This window comes from Microbulbifer maximicatervae (SeqCode), from assembly GCF_052467955.1.
In genome coordinates, this window is the sequence record NZ_CP174329.1 from 1,574,906 (window position 1) to 1,595,044 (window position 20,139).

General features: G+C 54.0%; 21 protein-coding genes and 1 other RNA gene. 15 read left to right on the forward strand and 7 right to left on the reverse strand.

Annotated elements, in window-relative coordinates; translation table 11 throughout:
- Positions 1–25 precede the first annotated feature (25 nt).
- Complete coding sequence (locus tag ACJJI5_RS06660; RefSeq protein ID WP_282933890.1) at positions 26–466, reverse strand: Z-ring associated ZapG family protein; 441 nt, start codon at positions 464–466, stop codon at positions 26–28.
- Between the two features lie 345 nt (positions 467–811).
- Here ACJJI5_RS06660 and zapE point away from each other — a divergent pair, with 345 nt between their 5' ends.
- The 9 genes from zapE to ACJJI5_RS06705 all read left to right on the forward strand — a co-directional run bounded on the left by zapE (position 812) and on the right by ACJJI5_RS06705 (position 9,195).
- Positions 812–1,936, forward strand: a complete 1,125-nt coding sequence (gene zapE / locus ACJJI5_RS06665; RefSeq protein WP_444918002.1) for a cell division protein ZapE — start codon at positions 812–814, stop codon at positions 1,934–1,936.
- Positions 1,937–2,050: 114 nt separating this feature from the next.
- Positions 2,051–2,479: a 50S ribosomal protein L13 gene (rplM, locus tag ACJJI5_RS06670; RefSeq protein WP_108734214.1), complete on the forward strand. Its 429-nt coding sequence runs from the start codon at positions 2,051–2,053 to the stop codon at positions 2,477–2,479.
- A 15-nt stretch (positions 2,480–2,494) separates the two neighbouring features.
- A complete protein-coding gene (rpsI, locus tag ACJJI5_RS06675; RefSeq protein ID WP_413663030.1) occupies positions 2,495–2,887 on the forward strand; it encodes a 30S ribosomal protein S9 in 393 nt (130 codons plus the stop codon).
- 302 nt (positions 2,888–3,189) lie between these two features.
- Positions 3,190–3,789 (forward strand): ubiquinol-cytochrome c reductase iron-sulfur subunit, encoded by a 600-nt coding sequence (gene petA / locus ACJJI5_RS06680; RefSeq protein WP_413663029.1) that lies wholly within the window; start codon positions 3,190–3,192, stop codon positions 3,787–3,789.
- Positions 3,786–5,987 carry a ubiquinol-cytochrome c reductase gene (locus ACJJI5_RS06685; protein ID WP_444915737.1) on the forward strand — a complete coding sequence of 734 codons (2,202 nt, stop codon included), beginning with the start codon at positions 3,786–3,788 and terminating at the stop codon, positions 5,985–5,987. Before petA ends, ACJJI5_RS06685 begins: the two co-directional genes overlap by 4 nt.
- Positions 5,988–6,094: 107 nt before the next feature.
- Entirely contained in the window at positions 6,095–6,721 is a 627-nt protein-coding gene (locus ACJJI5_RS06690) for a glutathione S-transferase N-terminal domain-containing protein (protein ID WP_108734210.1), read from the forward strand.
- 25 nt (positions 6,722–6,746) lie between these two features.
- On the forward strand, positions 6,747–7,142 hold the full coding sequence (locus tag ACJJI5_RS06695; protein ID WP_108735312.1) for a ClpXP protease specificity-enhancing factor: 396 nt from the start codon (positions 6,747–6,749) through the stop codon (positions 7,140–7,142).
- Between the two features lie 134 nt (positions 7,143–7,276).
- Positions 7,277–8,464 (forward strand): GGDEF domain-containing protein, encoded by a 1,188-nt coding sequence (locus ACJJI5_RS06700; RefSeq protein WP_445355848.1) that lies wholly within the window; start codon positions 7,277–7,279, stop codon positions 8,462–8,464.
- Positions 8,465–8,571: 107 nt separating this feature from the next.
- Positions 8,572–9,195, forward strand: a complete 624-nt coding sequence (locus ACJJI5_RS06705) for a Yip1 family protein (protein WP_413663026.1) — start codon at positions 8,572–8,574, stop codon at positions 9,193–9,195.
- A 38-nt stretch (positions 9,196–9,233) separates the two neighbouring features.
- Here ACJJI5_RS06705 and ACJJI5_RS06710 read toward each other — a convergent pair whose 3' ends face one another.
- Entirely contained in the window at positions 9,234–11,141 is a 1,908-nt protein-coding gene (locus ACJJI5_RS06710) for a M48 family metallopeptidase (RefSeq protein ID WP_445355849.1), read from the reverse strand.
- A 2-nt stretch (positions 11,142–11,143) separates the two neighbouring features.
- A complete protein-coding gene (locus tag ACJJI5_RS06715) occupies positions 11,144–11,740 on the reverse strand; it encodes a LemA family protein (protein WP_444915740.1) in 597 nt (198 codons plus the stop codon).
- A 174-nt stretch (positions 11,741–11,914) separates the two neighbouring features.
- Here ACJJI5_RS06715 and ACJJI5_RS06720 point away from each other — a divergent pair, with 174 nt between their 5' ends.
- Positions 11,915–13,105, forward strand: coding sequence for an acetyl-CoA C-acyltransferase (locus ACJJI5_RS06720; RefSeq protein ID WP_444915741.1), 1,191 nt, complete (start codon positions 11,915–11,917; stop codon positions 13,103–13,105).
- Positions 13,106–13,175: 70 nt separating this feature from the next.
- On the opposite strand, the gene ACJJI5_RS06725 is transcribed toward ACJJI5_RS06720, so the two are convergent.
- From ACJJI5_RS06725 to ACJJI5_RS06740, 4 genes are all read right to left on the reverse strand, one after another.
- Entirely contained in the window at positions 13,176–13,766 is a 591-nt protein-coding gene (locus ACJJI5_RS06725) for a BON domain-containing protein (protein WP_444893027.1), read from the reverse strand.
- Between the two features lie 3 nt (positions 13,767–13,769).
- Complete coding sequence (locus ACJJI5_RS06730) at positions 13,770–14,360, reverse strand: SIS domain-containing protein (RefSeq protein ID WP_108734203.1); 591 nt, start codon at positions 14,358–14,360, stop codon at positions 13,770–13,772.
- A gap of 64 nt (positions 14,361–14,424) precedes the next feature.
- A complete protein-coding gene (locus tag ACJJI5_RS06735) occupies positions 14,425–14,787 on the reverse strand; it encodes a YraN family protein (RefSeq protein ID WP_444896363.1) in 363 nt (120 codons plus the stop codon).
- Positions 14,774–16,687 (reverse strand): penicillin-binding protein activator, encoded by a 1,914-nt coding sequence (locus ACJJI5_RS06740; RefSeq protein ID WP_444896364.1) that lies wholly within the window; start codon positions 16,685–16,687, stop codon positions 14,774–14,776. The genes ACJJI5_RS06735 and ACJJI5_RS06740 overlap by 14 nt, the downstream gene beginning before the upstream one ends.
- A 39-nt stretch (positions 16,688–16,726) precedes the next feature.
- Here ACJJI5_RS06740 and rsmI point away from each other — a divergent pair, with 39 nt between their 5' ends.
- The 5 genes from rsmI (at position 16,727) to ftsL (ending at position 20,109) form a co-directional block, all read left to right on the forward strand.
- Positions 16,727–17,569, forward strand: coding sequence for a 16S rRNA (cytidine(1402)-2'-O)-methyltransferase (gene rsmI / locus ACJJI5_RS06745; RefSeq protein WP_444907501.1), 843 nt, complete (start codon positions 16,727–16,729; stop codon positions 17,567–17,569).
- A gap of 59 nt (positions 17,570–17,628) precedes the next feature.
- Positions 17,629–17,985: RNase P RNA component class A (gene rnpB, locus ACJJI5_RS06750), an RNA gene on the forward strand.
- A 455-nt stretch (positions 17,986–18,440) separates the two neighbouring features.
- Positions 18,441–18,884, forward strand: coding sequence for a division/cell wall cluster transcriptional repressor MraZ (gene mraZ, locus ACJJI5_RS06755; RefSeq protein WP_282933875.1), 444 nt, complete (start codon positions 18,441–18,443; stop codon positions 18,882–18,884).
- 12 nt (positions 18,885–18,896) lie between these two features.
- Entirely contained in the window at positions 18,897–19,829 is a 933-nt protein-coding gene (gene rsmH / locus ACJJI5_RS06760; RefSeq protein WP_444907502.1) for a 16S rRNA (cytosine(1402)-N(4))-methyltransferase RsmH, read from the forward strand.
- A gap of 4 nt (positions 19,830–19,833) precedes the next feature.
- Positions 19,834–20,109, forward strand: coding sequence for a cell division protein FtsL (ftsL, locus tag ACJJI5_RS06765; RefSeq protein ID WP_413663017.1), 276 nt, complete (start codon positions 19,834–19,836; stop codon positions 20,107–20,109).
- The last annotated feature ends 30 nt before the right edge of the window (positions 20,110–20,139 follow it).

Below are 20,139 nucleotides of genomic sequence, written 5' to 3' on the forward strand. Positions count from 1 at the left end.
CCCTGTCTGGTGGACTCAGTCTGTCCTAACTGCTTTCGTGAGCCTCTTTTTCGAGTCCATAGTCTTCGGCAAGAGTACCTTTGGCGCCAGGTTCTTTTGGGGCCCAGTCGCGAGGTGGCTCTATATCCTGCAGCTTTTCATCGTTGTCATTTAATTTCCCACTACCGGCTTTCAGCATTTGGCGACCAATATCCTGGCTGGATAGGCGCAGCGCGCTATTAGAGAGGTATTCGTGAACCTCTTTGTAGCTTTCGGTGAGGTTGTGGACGAGTTGTGAAGTCTGGTCAAAGTGATCGTTGACCTGTAACTGGAAATCTTCGAGCTTGTTGTTGGCCTCACGGAGTCTCTGCTCCAGCTCCTCTGAGCGCTCCACACTGGTACGCCCGCGCACAGCCAGGAATGCCAGGAATGCACCCAGGGTCATACCGAGGACGCCGACTAGAATTAATACCGATGTAGAGTGCACTTACTACCTCCTCAACTTGCTTTTTATTGTACAGATCACCTCGCGAAGAGGTGAGGCTGCCTGTGTTCGGCTTTGCCGGTGTCTGCACTGTGGGCAGCCGATGTTACGTGGCTGTAGCCCCTCATAATAGAGTGGCCAGTATACGCGATTATTACGCTGACAATTCAATGTTGTCGGCTAATTGCGACAGAATGCTTGGCGCCTGGTTCCAGTTTGCAGGGAGGGCTGGCTATTTCGGATGGTTGCACTGGTAATTGAGGTGTCGACTGTCTTGTCCTGTGCGCTGAATGGTTGAATTTGGTAGAGTGCGCGCCAGTTATTCAGTAGTCGAAGAAATTTTCCTCTATGTTGCCCGCCAAACCACTATTTTCTTCTCCTCTTGAGCGCTATGAGAGTGACCTTCAGCGCCCTGACTTTGTTGAGGATCAATCTCAGCGTCAGGCAGTTGAGGAGCTGCAAGATCTTCATCGGCGCCTGGTGGCTCGGTCTGAGCGCGGTGCGATCGTCAGTTTTTTGTCCCGTATTCGCAGTGGCGCTAATGAGCCCGAGAAGGGTCTCTACTTTTGGGGTGGGGTAGGCCGCGGAAAAACCTACCTAATGGATGCGTTTTTTGAGTCCCTGCCGTTCGCGGAAAAACAGCGTACCCATTTTCATCGCTTTATGCGTCGAGTTCATCAGGATCTAAAGGAGTACGCAGGGGAGAAGAATCCGCTGGAGAAGGTGGCGGATAAGATTGCCCGCCGCGCTCGGGTGCTCTGCTTTGATGAGTTTTTCGTCTCAGATATTGCCGATGCCATGATATTGGCCGGTCTGTTGGATGCGCTGTTCCGCCGGGGGGTGGCCCTGGTGGCGACCTCGAATATTGTGCCCAAGGGCTTATATAAAGATGGGTTGCAGAGGGTACGGTTTCTCCCGGCCATCGATCTGCTGGAGAAGTACACCAAGGTGGTTAATGTCGATAGCGGTACCGATTACCGGCTGCGCACCCTGGAGATATTGGAGCTATATCATTCTCCGCTGGGACCTGAGGCGGATAGCAGTCTGGAGCAAAGTTTTTCACAGCTGAGTGTCAGTGGCTGCGAAGCTCGTAGCGAGGTTCAGCTGCAAGTGGAGGGGCGCCCAATTCGAGCCTTGAAAGTAGCGGATGATGTTGCGTGGTTTGATTTTGTGGATCTGTGCGATGGGCCGCGATCGCAAAATGACTATATCGAATTGGCCAGGGAGTTCCATACGGTGCTTCTGGGGTCGGTGGTCAAGTTTGATGAGCGTATGGACGCCCAGGCGCGTCGCTTCATTAATCTGGTGGATGAATTTTACGACCGGTGCGTGAAGCTGGTGATTTCTGCGGAAGTTCCAGCTGAGGAGCTGTACGTCGGCCGGAATCTTAAGTTTGAGTTTGAGCGCACGGTGAGTCGGCTTTTGGAGATGCAGTCCCGCGAATATCTGGAGCGGCCCCATCGCCCTGAATAAGTCTGTCGAGTCGGGGTAAATTCCGCTTGAAAAGCATACACTCCTTTTGTACTATCCGCGCTCTTTTGTGGGACGGCCCCTAATTCTGGGGGTCATATTACAGGTGTTTATAACATGAAGACTTACAGTGCCAAGCCAGAGGCGGTAAAACGCGACTGGTACATTGTTGACGCTGCGGACAAGACCCTCGGCCGTATTGCTGCCGAGATCGCAACCCGCCTGCGCGGCAAGCACAAGCCTGAATACACGCCCCACGTGGACACTGGCGATTACATCATTGTAATCAACGCAGAAAAGGTTCGCGTGACCGGTAACAAGGCCAAAGACAAGATCTACCACAGCCACTCCGGCTACCCTGGTGGTCTTAAATCCATCAGCTTTGAAAAGCTGATTGAAAAAGCGCCCGAGCGCACCGTTCAAAGCGCCGTTAAAGGCATGCTGCCGAAAGGTCCTTTGGGTCGTGCCATGTTCAAGAAGCTGAAAGTATACAGCGGCAGTGAACATCCTCATGTGGCTCAACAGCCGATTGAACTGGCGATCTAAACGGGAATAAATCTGATGGCAACTACTCAATACTACGGTACCGGCCGCCGCAAGACCTCCACTGCTCGTGTATTCCTCACAGCAGGTGAAGGTAAGATCACCGTAAACGGTCGCACCCTGGACGAATACTTCGGCCGTGAAGTGGCTCGCATGATCGTGCGTCAGCCGCTGGAAAAGGTTGAAATGGTCGAGAAATTCGACATCACTGTTACTGTTAAAGGTGGCGGTTCCTTTGGTCAGGCGGGTGCTATCCGTCACGGCCTGACCCGTGCCCTGATGCAGTACGACGAAGCGCTGCGTCAACCGCTGCGCGCCGCTGGTTATGTTACCCGCGACGCCCGTGAGGTTGAGCGTAAGAAAGTGGGTCTGCGCAAAGCGCGTAAGAAGCCGCAGTTCTCCAAGCGTTAAGCTTTCTTTTTGGCCCGGCTTTTGCCGGGCTTTTTTATATTCCCGTATCTGTGGTTATCCAGCGCTCTTATGACTTTTGCTGGATTTATCGCGGTTTCGCCGCGTGATTCCCGACGTTCCCCATAGCATTGCCTTGTATCAAATTGGCATTTTCTTTAACATTGCGCCGATTTGTATCCGCTTGATTTGTGGGGTTTATTCGCGCGGGCAATCTGCCGGGGCGGGACTTCTTTCAAGACTTTTTGGGTTTGGGCCAGCGAATCTCCGGGCTATCGGGGTCGCTGTGATGGGAGAACTACGTCATGAGTGATGACGGTGTAAATGTAGGACGGCGCCGTTTTCTAACCGCTGCCACCTCAGTTGTTGGTGGCGCGGGTGCGGTGGGGGTTGCCGTTCCCTTCGTCGCTTCCTGGAAGCCGAGTGCCAAGGCGAAAGCTGCGGGCGCTCCGGTTAAATACAACATTAGCAAAGTTGAACCGGGCCAAATGGTCACTGTAGAGTGGCGAGGTAAGCCGGTCTATGTTGTGCGCCGTACCGATGAAATACTGCAAGACCTGGAGAAAGTGGAGCCTCTACTGCGCGACCCTAACTCCGAGGAGTCTATCCAGCCAGCTTATGTAGATCCGGAAAACCGCTCTATCAAGCCAAAGCTGTTGGTGTTGGTTGGTCTGTGTACGCATCTTGGCTGCGCGCCTATGTACCGCCCGGAAGTGGGTGCTGCCGATCTGGGTGGCGATGAGTGGATGGGTGGCTTCTTCTGTCCCTGTCACGGTTCCAAATACGATATGGCTGGCCGTGTTTATACCGGTGTTCCCGCGCCTACCAACCTGGAGGTGCCGCCTTATTCCTATGAAAACGACGATGTAATCGTGATTGGCGTAGACCAGGAGGGCACCGCATGAAATGGCTCGCAGATTTCGGTGATTGGGTAGATCAGAGACTACCCATTTACCAGGCCTGGGATAAGCACATGGGCAAGTACTACGCGCCCAAAAACTTTAACCTGTGGTATTTCTTCGGCGTTTTCTCCCTATTGGTCCTGGTCAACCAGCTGTTGACCGGTATTTGGCTCGTTATGAGCTACAACCCCTCCGCCGAGGAGGCATTTGCCTCGGTTGAGTACATCATGCGCGATGTGGAGTGGGGTTGGTTGATACGATATCTTCACTCCACAGGTGCGTCTGCCTTCTTCGTGGTGGTGTACCTGCATATGTTCCGCGGTTTGATGTACGGCTCTTATAAGCCGCCCCGCGAGCTGGTGTGGATCTTCGGTATGTGTATCTACCTGGTGCTGATGGCAGAAGCCTTTATGGGCTACGTACTGCCCTGGGGCCAGATGTCCTACTGGGGTGCCCAGGTAATTGTTTCCCTGTTTGGAGCAATTCCCGGCATTGGCGATAGCCTGGTTGAGTGGATTCGCGGAGACTACCTGATCTCTGGTATTACCCTGACTCGCTTCTTCTCCCTGCACGTTATTGCGCTGCCGCTGGTATTGGTATTGCTGGTAGTTCTGCATATCCTGGCGTTGCACGAAGTGGGTTCCAACAACCCAGACGGCATCGAGATCAAGAAGAACAAGGATGAGAATGGCATCCCCAAAGACGGTATTGCTTTCCACCCTTACTACTCTGTTCACGACCTGGTAGGTATCGCGGTATTCCTGTTTATCTTCGCAACTGTTGTGTTTTTCTTCCCGGAAATGGGCGGCTTCTTCCTGGAGTACGCTAACTTCGAAGAAGCGAACCCGCTGAAGACACCACCGCATATTGCTCCGGTTTGGTACTTCACGCCGTTCTACGCAATCCTGCGTGCGGTTACCATGGATATCGGTCCGCTTACTGCGAAATTCCTTGGCTTGGTAGCCATGGGTGCCGCTATTGCTGTGCTGTTTGTATTGCCTTGGCTGGACAAGAGCCCGGTTCGCTCGATCCGCTACAAGGGTTGGTTGCCGAAGGGCTTGCTGCTTCTGTTTGCTGCAGTATTTATTATCCTTGGCTACCTGGGTGTTAAATCTCCGACCCCGGATCGTAACTTCCTGTCTCAGGTAGCGACGCTGTTCTACTTCGCCTTCTTCCTGACCATGCCGGTTTGGACGAATCCGAAGAGTAAGAAAGGCATTGGCTCCTGGGCTGTTTGTGTCATCTTCGGCGTGCTGTTCTTGTGGATGGCGGTAGCTAATTACTCCGTGAATACTTTCATGGTGGTTGTAACTCTGCTGCTCTCTGCCTTCTTTACTTTGCTGCCCTGGATTACCAATCGCGATGAGGTCTACCCTGAGCCTGAGCGTGTAACCAGCCCGTCTGGTGGTAAAACTTTCGGCATCCTGTTTATCGGTATTATCGTTGTCGGCCTGCTGACCTTTATCCCGATTAAAGCGGTAGGTGCAGAATCTGAAGTGGAGCTGGATCACATCAATATCGACCTGCGGGACAAGCCGTCTCTGCAGCGCGGTGCCAAGTACTTCGTCAACTATTGCATGGGTTGTCACAGTGCCAATTACTCCCGTTGGGAGCGTGTGGCCACTGACCTGGATATCCCGGTTGAGTTGATGATGGAGAACCTGGTTTTGGGTGACGACAAAATCGGCAACCTGATGACGATCTCCATGCGTCCAGATGATTCCAAAGTATGGTTCGGCGCCGCGCCGCCGGACCTGACGCTGGTTGCTCGTTCTCGCTCACCGGAATGGCTCTACACTTACCTCCGCAGCTTCTATAAGGACGACAGTCGTGCTACCGGGGTAAATAACAAGGTCTTCCCGAGTGTGGCCATGCCTCACGTTCTGATGGAGCTGCAAGGCTTGCAGGAGTGTGCCCCTGGTCCTAAGCGCGACCACGGTAAAGTTGTCCGCGATGAGCTGGGCAACCCGATTATGGATGCCGCCTGTGGTAGCCTGGAGGTCGGTAAGGTGAAAGGCTCTATGACACCTGAAGAGTTTGATGGGGCAATGTATGACCTCGTCAACTTTATGGAGTACATTGCTGAGCCGATGGCTGAAGATCGCAAACGTGTTGGCTTCTATGTGCTGGCGTTTATTTTTGTGTTCTTTATCTTCGCCTGGTTGCTGAACCGCGAATACTGGAAAGACGTGCACCACTAAAGCCGTCGCTAGTTTGTCTCTAATGGGTGGTGGGTTTACTCACTGCCCTTTTATATTTTGAATAAATGGTCGGCTCTAGCCGGCTTAAAGTTTGAGGTAGTTTGAACATGGGTGTGCCTACCAACAAGCGCTCCTCGATGACCTTCTTCTCCGATGGTCGCAGCCACTATAGCCACCGAGTACGTATCGTACTTGCAGAGAAAGGGGTTTCCGTCGATATCACCGATGTGGACGCCGATGATAAACCAGCTGAACTCGCTGACCTCAATCCTTACAACTCCCTGCCAACCCTGGTAGATCGCGACTTGGTTCTGTTCGAGACCAAAGTGATGATGGAGTATCTGGACGAGCGTTTCCCGCATCCGCCGCTGCTGCCGGTTTACCCGGTTGCCCGCGCGCAGAGCCGCCAGATCATGCATCGTATCGAGCGCGATTGGTGTCCTCTGGTGGACAAGATCCTTGCTGGTGGTAAGGACGCGGCCTCCGCTCGCAAAGAACTGCGCGACAACCTGGTTGGTATCGCTCCGATGTTTACCGACCTGCCGTACTTCTTTAATGAAGAGTTTTCTCTGGTAGATTGCTGCATGGCCCCGCTGTTGTGGCGCCTCGAGCAGTTTGAAATCAGCCTTCCGAAAACCAAGCAGGTTAAGCCGTTGCTGGATTATATGGACCGCCTGTTTGCCCGCGAGGCATTCCAGCAGAGTCTGACCGAATACGAACGGGAAATGCGTTGAGGGAATACTGGTGAGCAAGCCGGCCATGACATCCAATCGTCCCTACATTCTGCGGGCGTTTTACGAGTGGATAACCGATAACCGGTGCACTCCTTATATTCTGGTTGATACGCACCTCCCCGGTGTTTTGGTGCCGCAACAACATGTGAACGACGATGGTCAGATAGTGCTGAACATCTCGGAATCAGCGGTTGCCAGTCTGACTATGGATAATTACGCCATCAGGTTTAACGCCCGTTTTGGCGGGGTTCCGACAGATATCCAAGTTCCAGTGGGGTCTGTGGTCGGAATCTACGCGCGGGAAAACGGGCAGGGGATGGTATTTGAGGCCGAGGAAACTCCAGAGCCGCCCGAACCGACGCCACCCACCAGTTTGGGTAAAAAATCGGTGAAAAAACCGGCTCTGCGTGTCGTTAAATAGTGCTCCTTTTCGCTGGTAGGGCAGATTTCTGAAGCCCTGCCAGTTCCCTTCCTCCACTTTTGTGACTCGGTTCCGGGTATACGCTTGTCCCAAGTCCGTATAATGTCGCGTTATCTTTTATTGCCGCGAATGTCATGCCGCCGTACCTTCAATGGCTGCGCTTTATTTGGCTGCCAGGGATGCTTCTGGTGCTTCTCGTTGCGCAGTATCTCCCCTGGATCGATCTGACCCACTTATACAGTCAGCAGCTGCCTGTGTTGCTATTGGCTATGGCGGCATTGCTCAGTTTTGGTTTTCGCTCAAGCCGGGTTGCGCTTGCAGCGCTGCTTATCATGGCCCTATACATCGCGGCTCACTCCCAGTTGCTCCCCAGCTTGCACAGGGATCTCCCGCTATATCTCTCACTGGTTGCGGTAAATCTTGTTCTGTTCACTTGCAGTCGTGATCGCAGTGTCTTCAGTATTTTTGGGCTGCTGTGGGGCCTGTTTTTGCTGGCTGAGGGGGTGGGTTTTGTCTTGCTCTACGATTGCTGCGCGCCGCTGAAGCTGGCATTTCCGGTCGAGAATTTGCCCAGGGGGTTGTCCGGGTTTTTACCCGACGCATTTTCGTTGCCACAATTGATTGGCAGTGTCTCCGCTCTCGGTGCTTTTGCCTTACTTTTTCTCTACCCTGGCCCCACCGCTATGGGTCTGTTTAGTTGTTCTATTTTGCTGCTGTGCGGTGTTTGGTTGAGCCTTCCTCTCGAGTTTACCGGGTCTGTAGCGGGAATATTGTTGGTCGCTTCGCTGCTTGGGGCCAGTTATGAATTGGCGTTTCGCGATGAACTGACTGGGCTTCATTCCAGGCGGGCCTTCCGCTATCAGATGCTGACGCCAGCATGGAATTACAGTCTTGCCATGGTTGATATCGATCATTTTAAGAAGCTGAATGATCGCTATGGGCACCAAGTGGGTGATCAGGCTTTGCAAATGGTTGCGGCTCAACTCGCGCACCACTCTCACGGTACCGTGTTTCGCTATGGCGGCGAGGAGTTTGTTATTTATCTTCCGGGCCGCAGTCGCGAGGCGAAAGAAGCTTTATTGGAAAAAATCAGGGAGAAAATCTCAAGCTACCCACTGCGCCTAAGGTCATCGGGGCGTCTTGCCGCAGGGGCCTCGCTCAGGGGGAAGGGTGGAGGGAAGCCAGTAAAAGTTACTGTGAGTATTGGCGTTGCCCACCGCAATAAAAAACTAAAGAAACCCGAGAGTATCCTTAAAGCGGCTGATCAAGCGCTTTATAAAGCGAAGCGCAGCGGGCGAAATTGCCTGTCTGTCCACAGCTGATATAAATCAAGTAAATTTGAAAGTGACGCTTAATTCCCTTTTGGCATTGGTCAATCTGTTGTGCGCCACCGATACTGCAAAGCAGGGTATTGGAAGGGAGATTTGGTGTGCGGATACTCAGTCATACAATAGGTATTCTTACCAACCCGGAAAAAGAGTGGAAAGCGATACGCGCTGATCGCCATTCTTTTTTTGAGGTGTTTGTAACTCATGTGCCGCTTCTGGCGTTGATTCCTACCGTGGCCGGTTACTTTGGGGTTACCCGGGTAGGCTTTCAGGTTGGGGGACATCTAGCAAAGCTGACACCTGAAAGTGCAGCTGTTCTGTCGGTTGTTACTTACTTTGCATTACTGGTTGGCGTCTATTGCCTCGGAGAGTTTATTAACTGGATGGCGCGATCCTACGGGGTTGAGGGCGATGAGCCCACGCGCCATTATGAAGGGACGGCACTTGCGGTGTTTATTACTACGCCAATCTTCCTGGCGAGTATCGTCGTCCTTTATCCACACCCCTGGCTCACGATGGCGTCCGTAGGCATTGCCGGGATGTATTCTATTTACCTGGTCTTTGCCGGCATTCCGATCCTGATGAATATGAATAAGGATCGAGCATTTCTGTATGCCTGTGCAGTATTAACCGTTGCCCTGGTAATGATGGTTACGGTGCTTATTGGCTCCGTCATTTTGTGGAGTGTGGGCATCGGGCCGGTTTATCAGCACCATGCCCATTAAAAGTCCGCAGCGCCAGCATTTCTGCTGGCGTTGTGCGGCTATCTAGCCTTATGGATAATCGGTGGCATAGGGCAGTCCAGGCTGTCAGCGATGGCCCTTAACAATTCGATCTCCTCCGCTTTAATTACCCCATTGTGATTCAAGGTGATCACAATCGCTTTTAGTAAGTCGGGTTTCTCCAGGGGCGGGATAAGGCTGGCGATTGCAATGGCCTTGTCCAGTCGTGGCAGGGTGATATCAGCGATGCCGGGTAGCGGGGTTATTTCAAGGCTGAGAGCATTGAGTCCCTTCTCATAAGCACGTTTTGCTGGAAGGTATTGGCTGTTTCCTGCATGGGCGATGGCTGCAATGATAAATCGTGAAGCATCTTTGTTGGCATGTTTGCTGTGGGAGAGGCGCTGTCGATCTGGAGCGCCGTCGAGCGCGTGCATTAATACCCGGTACAGGGCCCATTCCCAAACTTCAACTTTCCCATCGCTGTGTAGAAGCTTGATAAGATTTCGTTTAAAGATCTGGTACTGCTGAGGGACTAGGGCGCGCAAGGCCGGGATACATAGGTCAATCAATGCGAGGCGAGCGTTGCTCGGCAGTGATTCTATATGTGGTGTGAGTTTTTTCATCTCGCGGATAACAGCGGGATGGGCAATTTTCTCCAGGAGGTTTAGCTGTTTGTCTCGCTCGGTTTTATCCTTGTGCAGAAGAAGGTAGTAAACCAGTGCCCGGGCGGTAAAAGGTTCGTGTGCAGCCTGCTGGATCAGAGGTGGAATAGAGCTCAGTAGTTGATATCCAAGCTCAACTTGATGTGTATCTGGTTTGGCAATGCTGTTGTCCACCGCATCCAGAGCAGCCTGGAAAGGCGTCGTAGGAGCGGCCATGGCGAGCTGCGGATTTTGCAATTCACTGGGTTTTACAGTCTGTGCTTCACTTTTTACCTGTTCTTCCGTATTGGCGAATAGGCCGTTCCAGGCGGGTTCTAACCTCTTTATGCGCACCGGTAGTGGAGGGTGGGTGGCAAAAAGGCTGAGCAGGGAGCGTTTTACCCCAACCGCGAACAACATATGGTTAAACTCTGCTGCATTGGGGCTGCTGAGTTCTGAGCCTAAATCGTGGCCACCGATCTTTTTCAGCGCGTTGGCAATACCGAGGTTGTTGCGAGTAAATTGTACTGCGGAGGCATCGGCAAGAAACTCCCGTTGCCGACTGACAGCGGCCTTGATCAGGTTGCCGATCAGCGTACCGGTGTAGCCGAGGATAATCAGAGTTATTCCCAGGCCTAGTAGCGGATATCTTATGGGGGTTACGCGCCTGTGGGGTGCTGGGCTTCTGACAAGGAGCTGCCCCAAAAGTCCAATAATTAAGATTCCATGTAGTAGCCCGGTGATTTGGGTGTTTAGACGAATGTCTCCATTGAGAATATGACTGAACTCGTGGGCAACAACTCCTTGTAGCTCCTCCCGGGTAAGCTTTTCCAAGGAGCCCTGCGTCAGGCCAATAACGGCGTCGGTAGGGTTTTGGCCAGCGGCAAAGGCATTGATGGTGCTGTCCTCAATGATGTAGACATCGGGTACCGGAATACCTGTTGCAATAGCGATCTCTTCCACAACATTGAGTGCTCTATTTTCCCGCTCAGTTCGCGCGGAAGTATTAAGCTTGCGCCCTCCTAGGGATTCCGCCACAGCCTTTCCCCCGGGGGATAATTGATGGAACTTGTACAGACTGCCCAGGATAACGACGGTACCGATAACAAAGGCTATTGAGCCAAGGGTCTCCCAGCCCAGAAGTTGCGCAACGTCAAAGGGAGTAAATGGTTGGCCGCGGGACAGTGACACCATGGCTGCCGTAGCCAGGGTGCTCAAACTGATTAGGGCAATGAGGGCCAGGCTGAACAGGAAAACCAGCAAACGACTGCTGTGCTTGGCTTTGTCCTGGTGAACGTAAAAGTTCATATTTAAAACTCGATACGTGGCGCGACTTGAAAGGTTTCTGAGTCTGCAAACTCAAGCAGTTGGGCGTTGGCTCTGTGGCCAAAAAAGCCGGCCAGAAATACTGGGGGGAAGCTCTGCTTGTAGATGTTGTAGCTGGTGACGCAGTCGTTAAAAGCTTGGCGTGCAAATGCCACGCGGTTTTCGGTGCTGTTTAACTCCTCGTTAAGTTCGCGAAGGTTCTGGTCGGCTTTCAATTCCGGGTAGGCCTCAATCACCATATTCAGGCGGCCCAGAGCGCTGTTGAGAAGGCCTTCTGCGCGGCCGAGCTTATCGATTGCGGCGGCATTAGTGGGGTTTTTAGCGGCGGTTTTGAGATCTGACATTGCACCATTGCGCGCGCTGATAACCGCTTCCAGGGTGTCTCTCTCATGGTTCAGGTAGGCCCTGGCGCTCTCCACCAGATTTGGCACCAGATCGTGGCGCCGTTTTAACTGTATGTCGATCTGCGCAAAAGCATTTTCACTGTGGTTTTTCAGTGAAACCAGTTTGTTAAAGATACTGATAATGAAAAAGAACAGTGCGATGACCACCGCCAGCACAACAAGTCCCGTAGATCCCATAACGCTCCCCTATTTATCCCTGTTGGTGGCGTAAATAGTAACACGATGGGCTGATACTGCTGCGCACTGGTCGCACCCCTGGCGGAGCGGGGTGGGGCTTCGGCTATAATGCGGCGACATTAAAACAATTGCCGCCACCACGGTGATGGCGGCACAGAACTTGGAGCAGCCAGAATGAGTGATGTAACTTCGGACCCAGTAGTGATTGTCGGAATGTCGCGTACGCCAATGGGCGCTATGCAGGGCAGCCTTTCAGCCCTCACTGCCCCGCAGTTGGGTGCTGCGGCGATTCGCGCAGCCCTTGAGGACGCGGGTGTGGCACCTGCCGATGTGGATGAAGTGCTGATGGGTTGTGTGCTTCCGGCAGGTGTTGGTCAGGCTCCGGCACGTCAGGCATCACTGGGTGCTGGCATCCCGGTCGGCACTCCTTGCACCACTGTTAACAAGGTGTGTGGCTCTGGAATGAAGACTGTGATGATGGCCCGCGATGCCCTGCTGATGGGTGAGGGTAAGGTTATCGTTGCTGGTGGTATGGAAAGTATGAGCAATGCCCCCTACCTGCTGGCCAAGGCCCGCTCTGGTATGCGCCTCGGTCATGGAGAGGTCAAAGATTCCATGTTCCTGGATGGCCTGGAAAATGCTGCAGATGGCAAGCTGATGGGTACTTTCGCCGAATCTACTGCCGATAAGTACGATTTCACCCGCGAAGAGCAGGACGCTTTTGCCCTGGAATCTCTGGCGCGTGCCCAGGCTGCGATTGAAGGTGGTGATTTTACTCGTGAAATCTCCCCGGTCACGATTGCCTCTCGCAAAGGTGAGATTGAGGTGAGTGTCGACGAGGCCCCAGGTAATGCCCGTCCAGACAAAATCCCTCAACTGAAGCCAGCGTTTCGTAAAGACGGCACTGTAACCGCTGCGAACTCCAGCTCTATTTCTGACGGTGCTGCGGCGCTGGTGTTGATGCGCAGAAGTGAAGCTGAGAAGCGCGGCTTGAAAGCTCTGGCTGTTCTCAAGGGGCAATCCCAGTTTGCCCGTGAGCCCGAGTGGTTCACTACGGCTCCGGTCGGCGCTATGCACAAGCTGCTGGAAAATGCCGGTTGGTCTGCGGCGGATGTGGACCTATTCGAGATTAACGAGGCATTTGCGGTAGTGACTATGGCTGCAATGCGTGAGCTCGATTTGCCCTGGGAGAAGGTCAATGTTAACGGTGGTGCCTGTGCCCTCGGCCACCCGTTAGGTGCTAGCGGTGCCCGTATCCTGGTTACCCTGTTGGCAGCGATGGAAAAGCGCGATGCCAAGAAGGGCGTGGCAAGCCTGTGCATTGGTGGAGGTGAGGCTACAGCGGTTGCTATAGAGCGCGTATAAGTTACAGACTTGAGTGCTAACAAAAACGGAGGCAGTTGCCCCCGTTTTTGTTTGTGTAGTGCGGGAAATATTAGTTGATGTATTCCACTGCTTTCACAACCTTCTGTACCCCGCCTACCGAGCGGGTCACTTCGGCTGCCCGTTCCGCTTCGGCAGGAGTTAGCAGTCCCATCAAATAAACAACTCCATTCTCGGTCACGATTTTGATGCGACCACTGTCTACTTCCTTATTGGCAAACAGGTTGCTTTTCACCTTGGTGGTTAGCCAGGTATCGCTGGTGCTAGCCAGTAAAGTGACTTTACCGCGCACCTGAATTTCGTTGTAGACCTGGCGAACATTCTGTACTTGTTCCGCCGTGCGTCCGGCGAGCAGGCGCAGTTCCTGGCTGGGCACCTGGCCGGTGAGCAGTACAACACCATTAAAAGAATTGATATTGATATTCGAGGTTTTCAGGTCCGGGTGAGCTTTGTTGATATTGACTGTGGTCACCGTCTCGATGCGCTGGTCGTCAATATAGGTGCCAAAAGATCGCTCGCCGGGGTCCTGTTGTATGGGGCCGTCATGGGTGGCCTCCAATACAGTGCTGCATCCCGCTAACAAGGTGGTTGCCGCGAAGGCAGCCAGGAGATATTTCCCCAGGGTCAACTTTTTGTTGTTCATCGTTTATTCCTCGTAGCCACCAAACAAACTACTGTCGATTAGGTCGCACAGGCAAAAAATTGTCAGAAGATGTACTTGGTGTACCTCTGCTGCGACATCGGATGGCACCCGTAGTTCAATATCATGGGTATCGAGCAGGGCGGCGCAGTCGCCGCCATCACCGCCGGTCAGTGCGAGTATGCCCATATCCCGGTCCCGAGCCGCACGCATGGCCTGAACCAGGTTTGAGTCGCGCCCATCGCTACTGATGATTACGAGAAGATCACCGGGTTGCCCCAGGGCGCGAACCGGGTGTGCGAAGGTGTCTGCACCGCCGTGGTTCGAGGCAACGGTGCCCATGGAGACGCCGTCGCTGTTGAGGGCCATAGCCGGTAAGCCGGGGCGTTCGCGCTGGAAGCCGCCGGTCAGTTGCGAGCTAAAACTTTGCGCCAATGCGCCACTGACACCATTGCCACAGAGCAGGACTTTGCTCTCTGCCAAGAGTGTATGCACCACCATTTCGCTGGCTTCTGCAATCAGCGGGGCCAGTATCTCGCCAGCGTTCATTGTGGCTTCAAGACTGTGGTGAAAAAGGGTTACGACTCGCTGTTCCATTGTGTCCTTAATTCAGGTGAGCTCGAACTCACCATAACTTGACAGGGTAAATCTCGGTTTTGCCTCAGGCTTCGAAGGCGCTTTTAATCCACTGGATGTTTTGTGCATCGCCATCTATGGCAAGGACATCGAAGCGGCACGGACAGTCCAGTTTATGTTGCTGCAAATAGCGGCTGGCAGTGGCCAGTAGCTTAGCTTGCTTGCGTGAATCCACGCTGGCTGCGGCCCCGCCGAATTGGCTCTTACGGCGGAAGCGCACCTCCACGAACACGACAGTATCGCTTTCACGGGCGATAAGGTCTATCTCTCCGTGTGAACTGCGATAATTGCGCTCCAATAAGGTGAGCCCCGCGCGCTGCAAATAGCGGGCTGCGGCAGCCTCCGTTTGGCTGCCGACAGTACCGCTTGAGCCCTTAAAAAGCCTCACGATTCCCACTTAATTCAATCGGCTCCCGCTGCGGCAACTGGGGCTCGACGGTAGTGATGGGCACCGGCACCCCTTTGTCGATTCGCGCCCACATTTGTTCGCGCACTATGCGGCCATCAGCGCTCAGGCTCAATGCGCCGGTGAGACCGTGTACTTTCTGTTCCGGGAACTGGCGCAGCATCGGCAAGCGCGGGTAGAGGCGGAAGGCATCGGCACCTAGGGCATACAGTCTGGCAAAAGCCGGTGCGGGCGACGCCTGCTCCTCGATATCTTGCTTGGTTTGATTGCTTTCAAACAGCCAGGGCAGGGCGGTAAAGCGAATACCGTTCATATCCCTGTCGCGATTGCGGTTGATGCTGCCACCAAAGACATGAGAGGTGGCGTATACGGGCAGGTCACTGGCGTAGTAGTAGGTCAGCATGGGGTTGAGCTGGCGCGCCTGCTGGGGTTGTGCTGCCAGGAATACCATATCGACATCGTCACGGCGTCTGGGGGTAAATTCCAGCTTTGCCGCCAGGCGACTCTGCAATTCCTTCTTGCGCGCGTTGCTGGCGGGAATTAACAGGGCATCGCTGACCAGGGCTGAGAACTTGCTGTTGTCCTTAAACGTCCGGCGAATGCTGACTGAGCCACCGAGGCGCAGCCACTCTTCTTCAAATGCTTCAGCGCCGCGCTGCCCCCAGCTATTGTCAGCGGTGAGGACCATTGCCTGTCGCTTGCCTTGCCGGTAAGCGTGCTGGGCAATTTGCCGCGCTTCATCTTCAATTGCCAGGCCAAACTGGACCAGGTCTGTGGTCAGGCGCCCCTCATCGCCGTAGTTGAGGGCGAGAGTAGGCACTGGCAGCTTTTCTGTGGCAAGCAGGTTGGCTACCTTGCTCTTATCCAGTGGGCCAACAATCATCTGCGCACCGGCATCTACGGCGCTCTGGTAAATTTCCTCAAATGGCTGATCGGAACCGGTGTCGTAAACCATCACTTTCGGAGTTGCGCCGCCAGCATTCAGAGCGGTGTAGTGGGCGGCCATAAAGCCATCCCGGATTGCCCTGCCGGCGTTGCCCAGGGGGCCGGACAGTGGCAGGAGCAGCGCCACGCGGTCTGCCCGCTGGGCGGCCAAGCGCTCTAATAGCTGCAATGCCTGTGGCGGATGGGAATTGGCACTATGGGCGGGCCAGCGCTCGCGCCAGCGGCTGAGGGCGGTCAGCTGTGAGCTGATATCCGTCTGGGTGTCGCGGCCCAGCAGGGCGAGTTGATACCAGGCGCGCATCTGGGTGTCATTGCTTTGGGTGGCGCGAGCCTGCAATTCACTGGAGGGCAGCTGGGTCAAGAGATGCCAAAAGCCGTTGTTATTCTCTGTGATCGCTTCGTCGGACTGGGCGATATAGGAGATTTCGCGCCGCTCACTAATAGCGCTGTCGAGATTTCCCAGAAGTCCCCATAGGTCAGCGCGCAGGCTGCGTAGAGGTAAGGCAGTCTTCTGTGGCAACTCCGACCACACATTTTCCAGGCGTGGAGAGGCTGCCAGGTCGAGGGCCTCAAAGAAGTCGTCGTCTGCGGCAAGTAGGCTGCCATAGACCTGTGCATAGCTGGCGAAGAGGTTGTCGTCCAGCTGTTCGGGCGTAATTTTGATTACCGCCTCTTTTGCCGTCTCTTTATCTCCCAGCTCGTATAGAATAGCGGCCGCTTGCAGGCGCTGTTGATCCCGCGCCGGTGCCGGCAGGGTGTCGGCACTGCGCAGCATACGTACAGCTTCACTGCGGCTTGCGGTGTGGCCGGCCGAATAATCCGGCTGGTAAACGTTTGGCCGGGAAGCCGGTGTCTGGCAAGCAGCCAGTGCGACTGCCAGTGAGGCAGCTGCCATTCTGGTGATTACAGTAGAGGTGCGCCGGGAAGAGGCGGACATAATCTTCTCCCGCAATATTTATATTTGGAGTGAACAGCTATGGGGCCGGATCAGGCGCTGCTTTATATTGTCGCTACGCCCATTGGTAATTTGGCCGATATGGTACCGCGAGCGATCGAAGTTCTACAATGTGCCGATCTGGTTGCGGCGGAGGACACACGTCACAGTCAGCGATTATTTTCCCATTTTGATATCGATACGCCATTGATGGCATATCACGATCACTCGGATAACAAGCGCACAGAGCAGATTTTGCAGCGTTTGGAGCAGGGCCAGACCATTGCCCTGATTTCCGATGCGGGCACCCCACTGATCTCAGATCCCGGCTATCGCCTGGTACGTGAAGCCCGGGAGCGTGGAATCAAAGTCTCCCCGATACCGGGGGCTTGTGCTTTCGTCTCCGCACTGAGTGCCGCTGGACTCCCCAGTGACAAGTTTAGTTTCGAGGGATTTCTGCCGGCTAAGTCCGGTGCCCGTGAGCGAGCCCTGCAGGAATTGGCCAGTGATACCCGTACCCTGGTGTTCTACGAGGCCCCGCATCGGGTTGCTGATACTCTGGAAGCAATGGCTGTCGTATTCGGCGGTAATCGAGAGGCGGTGATAGCCCGCGAGGTCAGCAAGGCCTTTGAAACTTTTCAGTTGATGCCTCTGGCTGAGTTGGTTGAGTGGGTCCGAGCTGACAGCAATCAGCAGCGCGGTGAGATTGTTTTGATGGTGCGTGGTGCAGAGCGCTCTCGTGACAGTGAGCTGGATGGGGAGGCACAGCGTGTAATGTCGCTGTTGCTGGCGGAGTTGCCGCCGAAAAAGGCGGCGGCGATCGCTGCCGAAATTACTGGAGTGAAAAAGAAAGTCCTGTACAACTGGAGCCTGGAGCAAAAATAAGGCACTGATTGCTGCAATTGCCTGTTGCAATCCGTCTGTCGCCTCTTTACTCTTCGCCGCGAGCTGGCCGGGCAATCGCTGTCGCCTTGTGCGATGGAGGAAAGTCCGGGCTCCATAGGGTGGAACGCCAGGTAACGCCTGGGGGGTGCGAGCCTACGGAAAGTGCAGCAGAGAGTAGACCGCCGATGGCTCCTTTTTTGGGAGTACAGGTAAGGGTGAAAGGGTGCGGTAAGAGCGCACCGCGCGGCTGGTAACAGTCCGCGGCATGGTAAACCCCGTTCGGAGCAAGACCAAATAGGCCCTCTATAGGTGTGACCCGCACTGAGGGCGGGTAGGTCGCTTGAGGTGTCTGGTGACAGGCATCCCAGATGAATGATTGTCCTCGACAGAACCCGGCTTACAGGCCAGCTCAACAATTTCAAAAGCCCGGCATTTGCCGGGCTTTTTTGTTTGCCTGATGTGGTGGTCCCGGCTCCGGTAGCCCTCTTTGTATTCGCCTATTTCTTCTCGTTTAATTTCGGCTAAAGCCTCTTCTTGGCGCAAAAAAATTGATTAACTGTTAAGGGGGCGATCGTGCCAGATAGTGCTGTTCCGACTAGTTTCAATGTGCCAATATGCGCCACATCTCTGGAGGCCGCGATTTTACAAGGGGTTATGGGGACTTTGGGGTCGAATTCCTTGACTTTGTGTCGACCAGTTTTATAGTGTCGAGAGTGGGAAAAAGTGGAAAATCGTGGAAATTTGTGGTTTATTCGCGATAAGTAAGTGGGTGTTCACACCGCCAGGTTAAAGTCGAACATCTTTCTCCATTGACCTGCCATATGGGAGTGAGTCGCGAGAGGCGCGATCTCCAAAGCGAGAACCACTAAACGTGTATTTGGGCAGCCACGCAATCAATATGGACGCCAAGGGGCGTCTGGCAATACCGGCTCGCGTCCGCGATAGGCTATTGGATGAGTGTGCGGGGTGCTTGGTGGTGACTGCCCATACAGAGGAACGCTGTTTGTTGGTGTATCCGTCGCCTCAATGGCAGCAAATTCTCCCGAAGATTGAAGCATTGCCCAGCTTTAACAAAGTGGCTCGGCGCGCTCAGCGCCTGCTGATCGGGTATGCCTGTGAGCTGCAGGTGGATGGCAATGGCAGGGTATTGATTCCGCCAACTCTGCGTGAGTACGCGGGGCTGGAAAAGAAATTGATGTTAGTGGGTCAGGGGAAAAAGCTGGAGCTCTGGAGTGAGGAGCGCTGGATGTCCTGGCTCGATGATAGTGAAGACGAAGAGGGTATGCCTGAGGAAATGGCATCCCTCTCTTTATAAGGGGAGTACCGGGTGTCTCAAGAATTGCATCGCAGTGTGTTGTTACGCGAGGCCGTAGACGCTCTGGTGACTGAGCCGGATGGGTTTTATATCGACGGCACCTTTGGCCGGGGTGGGCACAGCGCCTCAATCCTTGAGCATTTGGGGCCCAATGGCCAGTTGGTAGGGGTGGATAAAGATCCCCAGGCTGTTGAATTTGCAGAACAGCGGTTTTCCGGTGAATCCCGTTTTTCCATTTGGCATGGGTCTTTTGCCGATATGGATAAGGCTGCCGGGCAAGCTGCCGGTAAGGTCAGTGGAATATTGCTCGATCTGGGGGTGTCTTCGCCGCAACTGGATCAGGCCGAGCGCGGTTTCAGTTTTATGCAGGATGGCCCCCTGGATATGCGTATGGATACCAGTCGAGGTATCAGTGCAGCGGAGTGGGTCAACACTGAGGCTGAGGCCGAAATGGCCCGGGTGTTTAAAGAGTACGGCGAGGAGCGTTTTGCCCGCCGAATGGCTGCTGCCATTGTAAAGCGCCGGCTGGAAAAACCATTTGAGCGCACCCTCGATTTTGCCGAGGTTGTGAAAGAGGCGAATCCGGCTTGGGAAAAAGGTAAACATCCCGCTACTCGAGTCTTTCAGGCTATTCGTATTCATATTAATGGCGAGTTGGATGATCTGCAGAGTGCGTTGGATAAATCCCTGCAGTTGCTGGCACCGGGTGGGCGTCTGGTGATTATCAGTTTCCACTCTCTTGAAGACCGAATGGTGAAGCGTTTTATTCGGGAAAAAGAGCGCGGTCCCCAGTTGCCTCGTGGCCTTCCGGTTATGGATAGTCAGATAGCCAAGTCACTGCGTTCGGTGGGCAAGGCAGTGAAAGCCAACACGGTTGAAGTGGATGAAAATCAGCGGTCCCGCAGTGCAGTAATGCGGGTGGCAGAAAAGCTGGCGGGAAGCTGAGTTTATGTCTGGCAAGGCTCTACTTGGAGTGGGGGTAATGTGGATAGCGGTAATACTGTCGTCGCTATCTGTTATTCATACCACCCAACAAAGCCGAGAGTTAACTGCTGAGCTGGGTAAGGCACAAAAAGCCCACGATGAATTGCGCTATGAGCAGGAGCGCCTCCTTTTGGAAAAAAGTGCCTGGTCTGCCTATAGCCGGGTCGAACAGGTCGCTCGAGAAAAATTAAAAATGCATATGCCAGCACCTTCGGAACAGGTATTGGTAGTGGCGGATTAAGTTTTAACCGCCTTGGATGAAGACGTAAGT